The organism is Maribacter sp. (assembly GCF_049667165.1).
Classification (GTDB): Bacteria; Bacteroidota; Bacteroidia; order Flavobacteriales; family Flavobacteriaceae; genus Maribacter_A.
This window is the reverse complement of the sequence record NZ_JBATHS010000366.1, coordinates 23,490-37,832: the sequence shown is the minus strand read 5'-3', so window position 1 is coordinate 37,832 and position 14,343 is coordinate 23,490. Positions and strand designations below refer to the sequence as shown.

Genomic DNA, 14,343 nt, shown 5'->3' with positions numbered 1-14,343 from the left:
GGACACTATATCTATCCTTATTCCCTTTTGCATTCAAAACATTGACAATCATTCTTTTACTATCGATATCGGTTACCAGTAAATTCAAAAGTTCACCCCGTCTAAGTCCGGAGGAATATAGTAGACCAACGATGCACCTATGTTTGATATTATTGGTGTTCGCCATGATCTTGATAATCTCCTCTTTGGAAATAACTTTTGGCAACTGCTTCTGTTTTCTAGGCCTTTCAATCGAATAGAACCTATTGGGCATTCCCAGAACGATCTCGTAATAGAATTTGATACTGTTGACCACCATGTTTATGTATGAATTCGATTTGCGCTCTTGGATCAATTTTTGTAGATAATTTCGGACATCCATTTCGTTAAGATCCGTTGGATCGGTTTCATAATAATAATTGATGAACGCTTCAAAACAGGATACATAGTTACGGACTGTATTTTCGGCGTACCGCTTCAGCTCGAGTTTTAGCAAGTAGCCTTCAGGACAGTTCTTATATCCTTCTCTTTCGGGACGGTTCCTTATCTGTGCCAAATTCAATTCGGGATTATCGCGATGAACCAAGCGTTCGGCAAAAAAATAATTCCCGTTGACCCATGCCACTCCACGGAAAGTTTTAAAAACTAATTCTAGATTTATTTTGGTGTTGGGAATATAAAACATGCCAAATTGCTTGCTCCAGGAAACATTGGGCAAAGAATCGACCATGGCCTGTAGTACTTTATTGGTGTTATATTGAAGCCCAATAAATTTTTGGTTGTCTATCATTAAATGCTTCAAGGTGATACTTTGATTAGGACCCATAGTCTCTTTTTTTGACCAAATTATTCTAAATATTTTTAATAGTCGTACCTTATACGGATAGGATACGTATAATGAACCGATAAACTATGAATAGATGAGATTATTTAAGGAATGCCTTCATTGCGGTAAGGAATTGGAAGGTAGAACGGATAAGAAATTCTGTGATCCACAGTGTAAAAGCTCCTTTCAGTACCAGAAGGAAAAAGAACGCCCGGAGCGGTTTTACAATAAAGTTGACAACCAATTGAAACTTAACCGCAAGATATTGAAAGAATATAACAAGGGAGGCAAGGTAACAGTACGGGCAGAAGTTTTATTGGAACTGGGTTTCGACCCTAATTTCTTCACCCATTATTGGAAGAACCAAAAAGAGGATATATATCTTTTTGTTTACGAGTATGGGTTTTTGGCAAGAAAAGAGAATGGCAAAGAAAAATATGTACTGGTCATTTGGCAGGATTATATGATGAAGAATCCAAAACAGTCCAAAATAAATTAAAATATATGGTTATTTCTATAAATGGGATTTTGTTGTACCTATGTTGTACCTGAAACAAAAAAGCCAAGACTATAAATCTTGGCTTTCCCTTTGTACTCGAGGCGGGACTTGAACCCGCACGGCCTAATGGCCATTGGATTTTAAGTCCAACGTGTCTACCAATTCCACCACTCGAGCTTGTCCTCCGAAGCCTTGCTATAGGAGGGCTAGCCATAAACAAAAAAAACGCTGGCAAGCAGCGTTTCGAGCGAAAAACGGGATTCGAACCCGCGACCTCCACCTTGGCAAGGTGGCGCTCTACCAACTGAGCTATTTTCGCATTTTAAAAGAACTACACAACATTACTGATGCGGACGCAAATTTAATACAATTCTATAAACGGCAAAGAAATTTTGTTCGAAAAAATTCAAACCTAAACGGTTGGCACCATTTCAGTTTAGGATGTCGCTTTCTTGTTCTTGGTCAACAATCGTTTGATTTCGTTAAGCTTCATCAAAGCTTCTACCGGGGTAAGGGTATTGATATCCAAATGGATGATTTCCTCTTTTATCTGTTCCAATAAGGGGTCATCCAAATTAAAGAAACTGAGTTGCATGTCATCTTGAACCGCTTGTAACTTATCGGTCAATTCTTCGCTGGAATGCGATTTCTCCAATTTTTTCAAAATCTTATTGGCTTTTTGAATGACCTGTTGCGGCATTCCGGCCATTTTGGCTACGTGGATTCCGAAACTATGCTCGCTGCCCCCAGGAATCAACTTGCGTAAGAACAAGACCTTGTCTTTCAGTTCTTTGATCGATACATTATAATTCTTGATACGCTCAAAAGTCGATGCCATTTCATTGAGTTCATGATAGTGGGTGGCAAAAAGTGTTTTGGCCCTCGCGGGATGTTCATGTATATATTCCGAAATGGCCCATGCTATCGAAATACCGTCATAGGTACTCGTACCCCGCCCGATCTCATCCAAAAGAATAAGGCTTCTCTCCGAGAGGTTGTTCAAGATCGAGGCGGTTTCATTCATTTCGACCATAAAGGTCGATTCGCCCATAGAGATATTGTCACTTGCGCCGACGCGGGTGAAAATCTTATCGACATAGCCTATTTTGGCGGATTCAGCGGGTACAAAACTACCCATTTGGGCCAATAGAACGATTAAGGCGGTTTGTCGTAACAAGGCCGATTTACCACTCATATTGGGCCCTGTGATCATGATGATCTGTTGATTTTCACGATTGAGTATGACATCATTTGAGATGTAGGTTTCCCCTAAGGGAAGTTGTTTTTCGATGACGGGGTGGCGTCCTCCGATGATTTCCAATGCTGTTGAATCATTGAGCTGTGGCTCATTGTAATCATTGTTTATGGCCAATTGTGTAAATCCACAAAGACAGTCTAAGGTGGCAATTTGATGGGCATTGTTCTGTACGGGTACGATATATTCCTGCATCCAGACCACCAATTGGGCGAAAAGCTGTTGTTCAAGTTGGGTTATTCGCTCTTCGGCACCTAGTATTTTAGCCTCATATTCCTTTAGTTCTTCTGTGATATAGCGTTCGGCATTCACCAAGGTCTGTTTGCGTATCCAGGAATCGGGCACCTTGTCTTTGTGGGTATTCCGTACTTCAATATAATAACCAAATACATTGTTCGAAGCTATTTTCAACGAGGTTATACCGGTAATTTGGGTTTCCCTTTCCAACATTTTGTCTAAATAGGCCTTGCCTGAAAAGGCCAATCCCCGAAGTTCATCCAACTCTTCGGAATACCCTTCTGCTATAACATGCCCTTTGAGTACATTGACCGGGGCCTCTTCATTGACCATCTCCTTGATCTTTTGCCGCAACATATCACAGGTATGCAATTGGTCCCCGATAAATTGTAAGGCGTCATTCTCGCAAAGGGTGGTCACCTGTTTGATCGGGATGACGGCTTCTAAGGAGTTTTTTAACTGGATTACTTCCTTAGGATTTATTTTTCCCGTGGCGATTTTGGAAATCAGCCGTTCCAAATCACCGATTTGTTTCAAATGGTGCCGTAATTTCTTGAAATCGGTAGGTTCTTTTTTTAAATAGGAAATTACCCGATGTCGCCTGCGTATTTTTTCAATGTTCTTTAAGGGGAGCGCCAACCATCGTTTCAACATTCGACCGCCCATCGGCGAAATGGTATGATCAATAACCTCTAAAAGGGTAACGGCATTGTTGTTCGAGGAATGGTAGAGCTCCAGGTTTTTGATGGTGAAGCGATCCATCCAGATATATTCTTCCTCTGCAATACGCTTTATGGTATTGATATGCTGTAATTGCCGATGTTGGGTCTCCGAAAGATAGTGCAAGACCACCCCTGAAGCAATGATCCCATGGCTCAGTTGGTCTACCCCAAATCCCTTTAAGGAATTGGTCTTGAAGTGCTTGGTCAAGGTTTCGAGGGCATAATCTTCCTGAAACAACCAATCCTCGGTAAAAAAGGTATGGAACTGCTTGCCAAAAACAGCTAGAAAATCGGTCTTATGGGCCTTGGAAACCAATATTTCATTGGGATCGAGGTTTTGTAGCAATTTATCAACCTGTTCCTCATTGCCTTCGGCAACCAAGAATTCCCCAGTGGAAATATCCAGAAAGGAAACCCCCAATAATTTTCTGCCAAAGTGAACGGCACATAGAAAATTGTTGGTCTTTGCATTGAGAATATCATCATTTAGGGCGACCCCTGGCGTTACTAACTCGGTTACGCCCCGCTTTACAATGCTCTTTGTGAGTTTGGGGTCTTCTAATTGATCACAAATGGCGACCCGTTGCCCTGCTTTGACCAATTTTGGGAGATAGGTGTTTATGGAATGGTGCGGAAAACCGGCAAGCTCGGTACGGTCACCCCCGTTGTTTCGGTGGGTAAGGATAATGCCCAGTATCTTTGATGCCTTAACGGCATCCTCACCGAAGGTTTCATAAAAATCGCCTACCCGGAATAAGAGCAACGCATCAGGATATTTGGTCTTGATGGTATTATATTGCTTCATTAAAGGGGTGACCTTCTTTGTTTTTGCTGTCATTTTAAAAACGATGGGAATACCTTATTTTTGCACTGGACTTGATAAAACGAAAATACCAATTTTGACTTGTAAAATGCACCATTGTTAATATGTTTGAAAAAGTTTATCCTATTCTGGAAAGTCCGATTTTAAAAGGCCAAATAAAATAAAGATGCGAAAATTAAGAAATGAGGAACTTGAACGGTTGGATGTTGCAGCCTTTAAGACGGCGGAAAAAACCCCATTGATTTTAATATTGGACAATATTCGAAGTTTGAACAATATCGGGTCTGTCTTCAGAACGGCAGATGCCTTTTTGATTGAAAAAATATACCTCTGTGGTATAACCGCCACTCCCCCACATAAGGATATACGTAAAACGGCGCTAGGGGCCACCGATAGTGTCTGTTGGGAGTATCGCAAAGACACCTTGCAACTCGTTGATGAACTAAAGAACGAAGGTTATAGGGTCGTGGCCGTTGAGCAGGCCGAAAATGCGAAGATGTTACATCAGTTTACCGTAGCGGATAAGGTGAAATACGCCTTGGTTTTCGGAAACGAGGTCAAAGGGGTTTCCCAAGAGGTTGTCAGCGCCAGTGATCAGGTGTTGGAGATACCACAGTATGGCACCAAGCATTCCCTGAACATAGCCGTGAGTGTGGGAATTGTTATTTGGGACCTGTTGTCGAAGGTCAAAAATAAAAGGCCCTGATGTTTGCATCAGGGCCTTTCGATATATAGTTTGAGTTAGTTAGTTGCGATTAAGCAAGTGCTAATTAAGGGAAACCTTAGGTTCTACGCAAGGAATATGTGAAATATTTCTTAATATGTGGTTTCCAGCGCAAAATTCAGGATCTTCTGGATGATGGCATTATAGTCGGTTGAATGTGCCACAAAATCCAACTCCCCAACGTCGATAATGAGGGTGTTCTGTTCTGGATAACTTTTGAAAAATTCAAAATATCCTTTGTTTATTTTATCCAAATAGGAGGCTTCGATACTTTGTTCATAGGCTCTGCCGCGTTTTTGGATATTTTTGAGCAACCGATCGGTCGATTGGTATAGATAGATATATATCCTCGGTTTTTGAACCTCCCGGTACATGAGATTAAAGAGTTTTCTATAAAGATTGAACTCGTCTTTTTGCAAAGTGACCTGTGCAAATATCAAAGATTTGTAGATATCATAATCACTGACCATAAAATTCTTGAATAGGTCGAATTGCGAAGTATCATCGGTGAATTGCTGGTATCGATCCGCCAAAAAAGACATTTCCAACGGAAAGGCGTAGCGACCTTGGTCCTCGTAAAATTTAGGCAGGAAGGGGTTATCGGCAAAACGTTCCAAGACCAACTTGCCATTGAAATCCTCAGCGACTTTTTGGGCCAAGGTGGTCTTACCCGCACCAATATTGCCTTCAATGGCTATAAAACTCAAATTGGAGAAAAGTTCCTGCCTAGATTTGTAGAGCTTGTATTGGGTTTTTTGAATTAAGCTTTTGTCCCTGCATTCCTGTACTAAGTTGCGTGTATCCTTTTTGAGGATAGGATGATAAAACTGTGGGGAGATATCGGCAAGAGGCAACAGAACGAACTTGCGATCCTGTAACTTAGGATGGGGAATGGTCAACGCATCCGTTTGCACGATTTCGTTCCCATAGTAAAGAATATCAATATCAATGGTCCTTGATGTATATTCCTTGGCATTGGTGCGCTCCCTACCCAACATTTTTTCTATCAAAAGGATTTTTGATAGGACCTCACGGGGGGGTAAATGGGTCTCAAGCGTAACACAGGCATTTAAAAAATCTGCGGCATCGAAGCCCCAGGATTCACTTTCATAGACCTTTGAAACGGCAGTTGCCCTGCCGACTTCAGTATTTAAATGAAATAGGGCATTTTGCAGGTTTTGCAGGCGATTGCCGAGATTACTGCCAAGAGAGATATAAGCCTTTTTGGGTTCGTTCATAATATTAAAACAAAGTAAACAAAACAAATTCACTTTGGTTATCTTTGGCCCGTAATAAAAATAGGATTAAAATGAATTTTTTAAGGAATCTACTAGCGGCCATATTGGGTTGTTTGATCGCTTTTGGGGTCATGGTCGTTATGTTCATGGTTTTTATAAGTTTGATCGCTGGGGCCGAGGAAGGGGTGGTCATTAAGGATAATACCGTTCTGGAATTGCAACTGCAATTGCCCATAAATGATTACGTCGGAAACAATGAAGCCGATCCTTTTGCCGCCATCTTTGGGAAAGCACAAGGCCTTGATGAAATTCTGCATGCCATTGCCGTAGCGAAAACCGATGCCGATATCAAGGGAATCAGTATCAATAGCAATTTCATTTTGGCCGGACTTGCCCAGACCCAGGCCCTTCGAAAAGCGTTGAAGGATTTTAAGGAAAGTGGAAAATTCATCTATACCTATGCGGACTTCTATTTACAGAAAGATTATTATTTGGCCAGTGTTTCAGACTCCATATTCCTGAACCCAGTTGGGGGAATGGATTTTAAGGGGCTTTCTTCCGAAGTTCTGTTTTATAAGGATCTACAGGAGAAAACAGGGGTAAGGATGGAGGTCATCCGCCATGGGAAGTATAAAAGTGCCGTTGAGCCATTTTTAGCGAACGAAATGAGTGATGCCAATAGAACCCAGATCAAGGAATTGATCACTTCATTATGGAACACCATGGTTACTGATATTGCTGAAGGAAGAAATATAAGTGAAGCGAACATTAATATCATAGCCGATACGTTGGGAGGTAGATTGCCAAAATATGCAAAGGCCTCCGGGTTGGTAGATGATCTATTGTTCTATGATCAATACGAGGCGAAACTTAGATCGGCGTTGTCCCTGAATAAAGATGATGAGATCAACTACGTGTCCTTGAATGATTATACCAGGCGTTCCAATAAAAAAACCATACTTAAGGGAGATGATAAAATAGCGGTCGTTTTTGCACAAGGAGAAATTTTATATGGGGAGGGAGGTCCTGATGTTATTGGACAGGGGATCATTACAAAGGCATTGAGGAAGGCGAGTGATGATGAGAATGTAAAGGCGATTGTGTTACGTGTCGATTCCCCTGGGGGAAGTGCATTGACCTCTGATATTATCTGGCGGGAGATTGAACTGGCCAAGGAAAAGAAGCCTGTCGTGGTCTCCATGGGAAATGTTGCTGCTTCAGGCGGGTATTATATCGCTGCCGGCGCCGATAGGATTTTTGCCGAGCCAACGACAATAACAGGTTCAATAGGGGTTTTTGGTACTATTCCGAATATCAATGGGTTGGCCACTGATATCGGTATAAATGCGGAACAAGTAGGCACCAACGCAAATTCAGTCGATTATTCGGTGTTCGAACCGATGACCGATAATTTCAGGAATGTGGTACAAGAAGGTATTGAGGAAGTCTATGATACCTTTTTGGAACGGGTCGCACAAGGGCGCCATATTACCGTGGCCCAAGCCGATAGTATGGCTCAAGGTCGTGTTTGGAGTGGGGTTGATGCCAAAAGATTGGGATTGGTCGATGAATTGGGGACCTTGGATGATGCCATTGAAGCTGCGGCCGGCTTGGCAGACTTAAAAACCTATGGGATTAAGAAATATCCAAAGTATAAATCTGGTTTCGAGCGGTTCATGGAAGATATGAGTAGTGCAAAATCAAGAATAGGGCAAAATTTCATCAAAGAGGAAATAGGACAGGAATCCTATGAAATCATTAAACAGTTTAAATCGGTAATGGAGCAAAAGGGAATTCAAGCCAGGATGCCTTTTAAATTGGATATAAAGTAATCTATGAACCAGAAGGATAAAAGACTGGCTTATAGGGTTTATCTGTATTTGGGAGCCATGTTCATTACCTCTCTGGTGGTTTCGAACCTGATTTTCCAGAAATTCTTTTATTGGAACCCTTTTGGCGAAGTAAGCGTCCTTGGGGCCAATCTGTTTGAAGTCTCCGTGGGTATTTTACCCTATCCCATTACCTTTTTGATAACGGATCTTATCGCTGAGATTTTCGGTAAGAAAAAGGCGAATCAGATAGTGACGGCCGGAATATTTGCCTCGTTTTTCTCCATGGGGATTATCTTATTGGCCAACCATGTGCCTGCGATTGAAAACTCCCCGGTTGACGATGCAACCTTCAGTAGTGTTTTTGCGCTTTCACCGATTGCGGTGTTGGCATCGATGCTAGCCTATTTATTTGCGCAATATGTTGATATTGCCATCTATCATTTTTGGAAACGGGTGACCAAAGGGAGACATTTATGGATACGGAATAATTTTTCGACTTTTTTATCCCAATTTATCGATACGTTCACGGTAGTCGGTCTGTTGTGTATATTCAAGGTGTTGCCATGGAGCATGTTCTATGGTTTGGTGATCAGCGGTTTTCTTTTTAAAGTATTTATCGCAGTGCTCGACACCCCTTTCCTCTATTTCTTCGTATATCTGTTAAGAAAACGTTTCGGATTGAAAATAGGGGAGGAAATAAATTTGGAAGTATAAAATATTCCAGCTTTCCTGGAGTTATTTTTGGAGTTAAAGGTTATAAAAATATGAAGAAGAAATTATTGAAAATAGTAGCGGTGGTCTTGTTGGTTATCGTAGGAATCCTTATTGCCGTCCCTTTTATATTGGAGGCCAAAATCGGGGATATCCTGAAGAACAACGTCAACAACAACGTTAATGCCACGATGGATTTTTCAGAGGCCAAGTTGAGTCTCATTCGAAGTTTTCCGAACGCAGAGGTCGATCTGAAGGGAGTTTCCCTTATAAACAAGGCCCCTTTTGCGGGAGATACCCTATTTGCTGCTAATTCGGTTGTTTTAAAAATGGGTATTGGAGAACTCTTTAAAAGTTCTGGCGAAGCCATAGCCATTAAATCCCTGATTGTCGATGGGGCGCTTCTGAATGTGAAGATCAATGCTGAAGGCAATGCGTCCTATGATATAGGCAAGTCCACCGAAGGCGAAACGTCGAATGAAGTCTCTTCCGAGGGCTTTACCTTGGATTTACAGTCCTATGAAATCAACTCCTCAAAAGTGATCTTTGACGATTTGGAAGGTGGTATTACCTTGGTGGTCGATGAAATTCAACATAAGGGTACTGGGGACCTGTCGCTATCGAAATCGGAATTCGAGACCACAACCGAGGCCTTGGTTTCATTTACCATGGATAGTACAACATACTTGAACAAGAATAAAGTAAAGCTCGATGCCCTGATTGGTGTTGATTTACAAGAAGACAAATACACTTTTTTGAAGAATGAGGCTATGGTCAACCAGCTTCCCTTGGTGTTCGAGGGATTTGTGAAGTTGAACGATAATGACCAGGAAGTCGATATCACCTTTAAGACCCCATCTTCCGATTTCAAGAATTTCCTGGCTGTTATTCCTGAGGAATATTCGAAGAACATAGAAAACGTAAAGACTTCCGGCAATTTTACGGTAGAAGGAAAGTTCAACGGGATTGTCGATGATACCCACATTCCCAAGTTCGATATTAAGATCAACTCCGAGAATGCCTCCTTCAAATATCCCGATCTTCCAAAATCGGTCAGCAATGTGCATATGGATGTTGAAATCGAAAATACGACCGGAATTACCGAAGACACGTATGTCGATATCCGTAAGGCTTCCTTTATGATCGATCAAGACAAGTTCAACATGGTGGCTAAGATCACCGAACTTATGGGTAACACCAAGGTCAAGGCCCATTTGGATGGCCGTATGGACTTGGCCAATATTTCAAAGGCCTATCCCGTGCCAGCGGACCTTAATTTAAAGGGGCTATTGAATGCGGATATTACCACGGACTTCGATATGGCATCCATCGAAAAAAAGCAATACGAAAACACCAAGACTTCGGGTACCATGGACCTAAAGGGTTTTGAATACAATTCGAGCGAGATACCGAATCCGGTTAAGCTTTCGACTACATCCTTGATGTTCAATCCGAAAACGGTGACCTTGAACAAAATGCAAGGGAAAACGGGCAAGACCGATTTTGATATCACTGGAACCATAAACAACCTTCTGGGTTTTATGTTCAACAATGAAAAGGTAGAAGGGAACTTCAATTTAAAATCGAACACCTTCGCCCTTAACGATTTTATGGTCCAAGAGCCGGTAGCCGCAAGTAAAGACGAGGCCACGTCTGCTCCTGTCACTACTACGGAGGACAAAATAAAGATTCCCTCATTCTTGGATGTCAATATCGAGGCTTCTGCCAATACGGTACTTTATGATAACTTAGTTTTGAAAGATGTAAAGGGCAATCTGCGCATTAGGGACGAAAAAGCGACCCTGAGCAACATGACCTCATCAATGTTCAATGGCAAGGTCGCCTTTGACGGTGAGGTCTCGACCAAAAACGAAACCCCGACCTTTGCCATGAAACTGGGCTTGGACCAGCTGCAGATTAGCGAAACGTTCAAAAACCTGGAATTGTTTCAGGTATTGGCGCCGGTAGCCAGTGCTTTGCAGGGAAAATTAAATTCCACCATCTCGATATCAGGTAACCTGACCGACGATTTTACACCCAATTTGAGTACGATATCGGGGAATGTACTTGCAGAACTCTTGGAGGCGGTAAATATACCTGACAAAGCCAAAATAATTTCGGCCATGACTACCAAACTCGATTTCTTAAAACTCGATAAAGTAGATCTTAAGGGATTGAAAACGGCACTTTCCTTCGAGAATGGGGTTGTCAAAGTAAAACCCTTCAGTATCAAGTACCAAGACATGGCTGTAAATATAACCGGGAGCCACACCTTTGACAAAAAAATGAACTATGCCGCAACCCTGGAAGTTCCTTCAAAATATTTGGGTAAGGAAGTAAATGCCCTGATCGCAAAAATCGATGATAAGACGTTGGAAAACCTTACCATTCCCGTCACGGCAAATATCGGAGGCATGTATGATAGTCCGACAGTGACCACCGATTTCACGTCTGGGGTAAAAAGCCTAACCACCAAATTGATCGAGATCGAAAAACAAAAACTCATCAACAAGGGAACCGAAAAGGCCAAGGATTTGATAGGGGGTATCCTTAATGGAAATGCGAACCAAAATGATTCCACTAAAAAAGCGGATCCCGTAAAAGATGGAGCCAAAGAAATTCTGGGCGGAATATTAACAGGCACTCAAAAGGCCAAGGATTCCGTGGGGCAAAAAAAGGACACATTGACTTCCCCAATAAAAGATCCGGTAAAGGAAGCGACCAAAAATATCCTAGGTGGTTTGTTAGGGGGGAAAAAGAAAAAGGATACTGCTAAAACTAAAACCGATTCAATCAACTAATACCTAAGGAAACATAATAGCCTTCGCTGCCACGTACGTTGAAGACCGTATGGTCCTGAAACATCAGGTATTGCCCTTTTATGCCCTTTAAAACACCTTTATAACTAGGTGTTTTGGTCAGATTCAGACTTTTGACTTTTTCTGGATATTCGAGCACCGGAAACTCCATATGGGTTTCTTGGTTGTTTTCGATGAAATATTCCGCCGCCTCGGCAGGAATATAGGCTTTCAATTTATTGCGCCATGCAACGAGATCCTCATCATCAATAGCATTGGTAAGCATTTTGCGCCAGTTGGTTTTATCGCCGATATGGTCTTTTAAGGCGACTTCGGTAATGCCGGCGAGGTACCTGTTTGGGACTTCAACAATTTCAATGGCTTCATGGGCACCCTGATCTATCCACCTTGTCGGCACTTGTGACTTGCGCGTAACCCCTACCTTAATGTTGCTCGAATTCGCCAAATAAACGATATGGGGTTGTAACTGTACTTTTTTCTCATAGGCCAGATCTCGGTCCTCTTTGCCCAAATGTGCGGTGCTTAATTCGGGTCGCATGATCCAATCCCCGGCCGATGGGGTTTCGAAAAAGCACGATTTACAGAAACCTTGCCTGAAAATCGGCAGATCCTGACCGCAATTGAGACACTGGTATTTTATGAATTGTATCTCGATTTCCCGGTTCAGCATTTGGTTCACATTCAAAAAATTGTCTTCAAAAAGCAAATAATACTGAATAGGCCGACCCCATTCCGTCTCCATTTTACGTAATACTCCCTCGTAATGCATATTAGAAATTCTTAATCGATGATCTATTTGAAAATGATAACTATTAAAGCTATTTTTAGCTAGCCAAAGATACCTAAAATGCCAATACCTTTATTTAACTCCATTGCGAGCTGGTTGCTTAAGAAACGCTATCATCAGATAGAACTTTTTCTAAAGTACCCGGAAGAGGTGCAAGAAGAGGTATTGCACCAGCTATTGGAAATTGCGGAGGATACCGAAATCGGGAGGAAATATGATTTTGAGACGATTGGTAATTATGAAACCTTTAGGGAGCGCGTACCTATTTTGTCTTATGAAGAGATCGAACCCATGATTGAACGCGCCCGTAAGGGGGAGCAGAATTTGTTTTGGCCGACCACGATCAAATGGTTTGCCAAAAGTAGTGGGACCACGAACGCCAAGAGTAAATTCATACCTGTAAGTTCAGAGGCTTTGGAAGATTGCCACTACAAATCGGGCAAGGACCTTCTATGTCTTTATTTGAACAATAATGAAGATTCACAATTGTTTACGGGAAAGAGCCTACGGTTGGGGGGCAGTAAGGAGCTTTACAAGGATAATGATTCTTTTTTCGGAGATCTTTCGGCCATATTGATCGATAATATGCCGCTTTGGGCTGAATTCAGCAGTACACCGAGCAATAAGGTATCGCTGATGAGTGAATGGGAAAGCAAGCTAAAGGCAATTATACATGAAAGTACCCAAGAGAACGTGACCAGCTTGGCCGGGGTACCCTCTTGGATGTTGGTGCTGTTGAATAATGTGCTCCAGGAAACCGGGAAAGACCATTTGTTCCAGGTTTGGGAGAATCTTGAAGTATATTTTCATGGGGGGGTCAGCTTTGTTCCCTACAAAGAACAGTACCAAAATTTACTTCCTCGTAAAAGCTTTAAGTACTATGAGATATACAATGCCTCGGAGGGCTTCTTCGCCATTCAGGACAGAAATAATGCCGACGATCTTTTATTAATGCTCGATTATGGTATATTCTATGAATTCATTCCTATGGATACCTATAATACCCCTGAGCAAAAGGCGATTCCGCTGTGGGATGTTGAGGTGAAGAAGAATTATGCGATCATCATCACCACCAATTCAGGATTATGGCGCTATAAAATTGGGGATACCGTACGGTTTACTTCGACAAACCCTTATCGTATCCGTATTACCGGTAGAACAAAACACCATATCAATGTTTTTGGAGAAGAGTTGATCATAGAAAATGCAGAGGAAGCCTTAAAACGTATTTGTAAGAAGACCGGGGCCGAAATAAAAGATTATACGGTTGCGCCTATTTTTATGTCGGGCAGGGAAAAGGGGGCACATGAATGGATCATTGAATTTAGAAAAGCACCACAAGATCTGAATTACTTTACGGAGGTTTTGGATAATGCCCTAAAATCGCTCAATTCGGATTATGAGGCAAAACGGTACAATAATATTACCTTGACGATGCCCAAGGTGCATGCCGCTCGGGAGAATTTGTTCTATGATTGGTTAAAATCAAAAAATAAATTGGGGGGGCAGCATAAAATACCCCGATTGTCTAACAAAAGGGACTACATTGAGGAATTACTAAAGATCAACCGGTAGTTTCGAATGCGTTTAACTATGAATATTCGTTTTAATGAATGTTTCCGCCATTTTAAACTTTCTATTGATTGCCGGTGCGATTCAAGGCTTTGTCTTTAATATAGCCACGTTGCTATCGCGTAAGAAAATTGAAAAACCGGTTCTTCTTTTAAACTTATTCGTTTTTTTTATTTCCCTTAACAACCTCCAGTCTTGGTTTATTGAAAAGGATTTTTTTGCAACCAATTTTTTCCTGAATCATTTTACGTTTCCATGGTATGTATTGATCGTACCTATGTTTTATGCGTTTTTGGTCTATTTCCTAGGGTTGGAGAAA

Annotated in this window: 10 protein-coding genes and 2 tRNA genes; 6 read left to right on the top strand and 6 right to left on the bottom strand. The window is 41.7% G+C overall.

Annotated elements, in window-relative coordinates; translation table 11 throughout:
• Positions 1-805: tyrosine-type recombinase/integrase (locus WBM98_RS16665; RefSeq protein WP_424367148.1), on the bottom strand; the 805-nt coding region annotated here is incomplete at its 3' end.
• A 94-nt stretch (positions 806-899) separates the two neighbouring features.
• Here WBM98_RS16665 and WBM98_RS16660 point away from each other — a divergent pair.
• Positions 900-1,304, top strand: coding sequence for a hypothetical protein (locus WBM98_RS16660; protein ID WP_424367147.1), 405 nt, complete (start codon positions 900-902; stop codon positions 1,302-1,304).
• 93 nt (positions 1,305-1,397) lie between these two features.
• On the opposite strand, the gene WBM98_RS16655 is transcribed toward WBM98_RS16660, so the two are convergent.
• From WBM98_RS16655 to mutS, 3 genes are all read right to left on the bottom strand, one after another.
• Positions 1,398-1,481, bottom strand: a tRNA-Leu gene (locus WBM98_RS16655).
• Between the two features lie 69 nt (positions 1,482-1,550).
• Positions 1,551-1,623, bottom strand: a tRNA-Gly gene (locus tag WBM98_RS16650).
• A gap of 117 nt (positions 1,624-1,740) precedes the next feature.
• Positions 1,741-4,356, bottom strand: coding sequence for a DNA mismatch repair protein MutS (gene mutS / locus WBM98_RS16645; protein ID WP_424367146.1), 2,616 nt, complete (start codon positions 4,354-4,356; stop codon positions 1,741-1,743).
• A gap of 151 nt (positions 4,357-4,507) precedes the next feature.
• Between mutS and WBM98_RS16640 the strand changes: the two genes are divergently transcribed.
• Positions 4,508-5,047 (top strand): RNA methyltransferase, encoded by a 540-nt coding sequence (locus tag WBM98_RS16640; RefSeq protein ID WP_424367145.1) that lies wholly within the window; start codon positions 4,508-4,510, stop codon positions 5,045-5,047.
• A 110-nt stretch (positions 5,048-5,157) separates the two neighbouring features.
• Here the strand turns inward: WBM98_RS16640 and folK are convergent, their stop codons facing one another.
• The gene (folK, locus tag WBM98_RS16635; RefSeq protein ID WP_424367144.1) at positions 5,158-6,303 is read right to left on the bottom strand and encodes a 2-amino-4-hydroxy-6-hydroxymethyldihydropteridine diphosphokinase; all 1,146 of its coding nucleotides are present in this window, start codon (positions 6,301-6,303) and stop codon (positions 5,158-5,160) included.
• A 71-nt stretch (positions 6,304-6,374) separates the two neighbouring features.
• Here folK and sppA point away from each other — a divergent pair, with 71 nt between their 5' ends.
• The 3 genes from sppA to WBM98_RS16620 are packed head-to-tail and all read left to right on the top strand — an operon-like array spanning position 6,375 to position 11,647.
• The gene (gene sppA / locus WBM98_RS16630) at positions 6,375-8,135 is read left to right on the top strand and encodes a signal peptide peptidase SppA (protein ID WP_424367143.1); all 1,761 of its coding nucleotides are present in this window, start codon (positions 6,375-6,377) and stop codon (positions 8,133-8,135) included.
• Positions 8,136-8,138: 3 nt separating this feature from the next.
• The gene (locus tag WBM98_RS16625) at positions 8,139-8,849 is read left to right on the top strand and encodes a queuosine precursor transporter (RefSeq protein WP_424367142.1); all 711 of its coding nucleotides are present in this window, start codon (positions 8,139-8,141) and stop codon (positions 8,847-8,849) included.
• 50 nt (positions 8,850-8,899) lie between these two features.
• Positions 8,900-11,647 (top strand): AsmA-like C-terminal region-containing protein, encoded by a 2,748-nt coding sequence (locus tag WBM98_RS16620; protein ID WP_424367141.1) that lies wholly within the window; start codon positions 8,900-8,902, stop codon positions 11,645-11,647.
• Here WBM98_RS16620 and WBM98_RS16615 read toward each other — a convergent pair.
• On the bottom strand, positions 11,640-12,434 hold the full coding sequence (locus WBM98_RS16615) for a DUF2797 domain-containing protein (RefSeq protein WP_424367140.1): 795 nt from the start codon (positions 12,432-12,434) through the stop codon (positions 11,640-11,642). The two genes, WBM98_RS16620 and WBM98_RS16615, sit on opposite strands and share 8 nt — an antisense overlap.
• Before the next feature lie 78 nt (positions 12,435-12,512).
• Here WBM98_RS16615 and WBM98_RS16610 point away from each other — a divergent pair, with 78 nt between their 5' ends.
• On the top strand, positions 12,513-14,027 hold the full coding sequence (locus tag WBM98_RS16610) for a GH3 auxin-responsive promoter family protein (protein WP_424367139.1): 1,515 nt from the start codon (positions 12,513-12,515) through the stop codon (positions 14,025-14,027).
• Positions 14,028-14,343 lie beyond the last annotated feature (316 nt).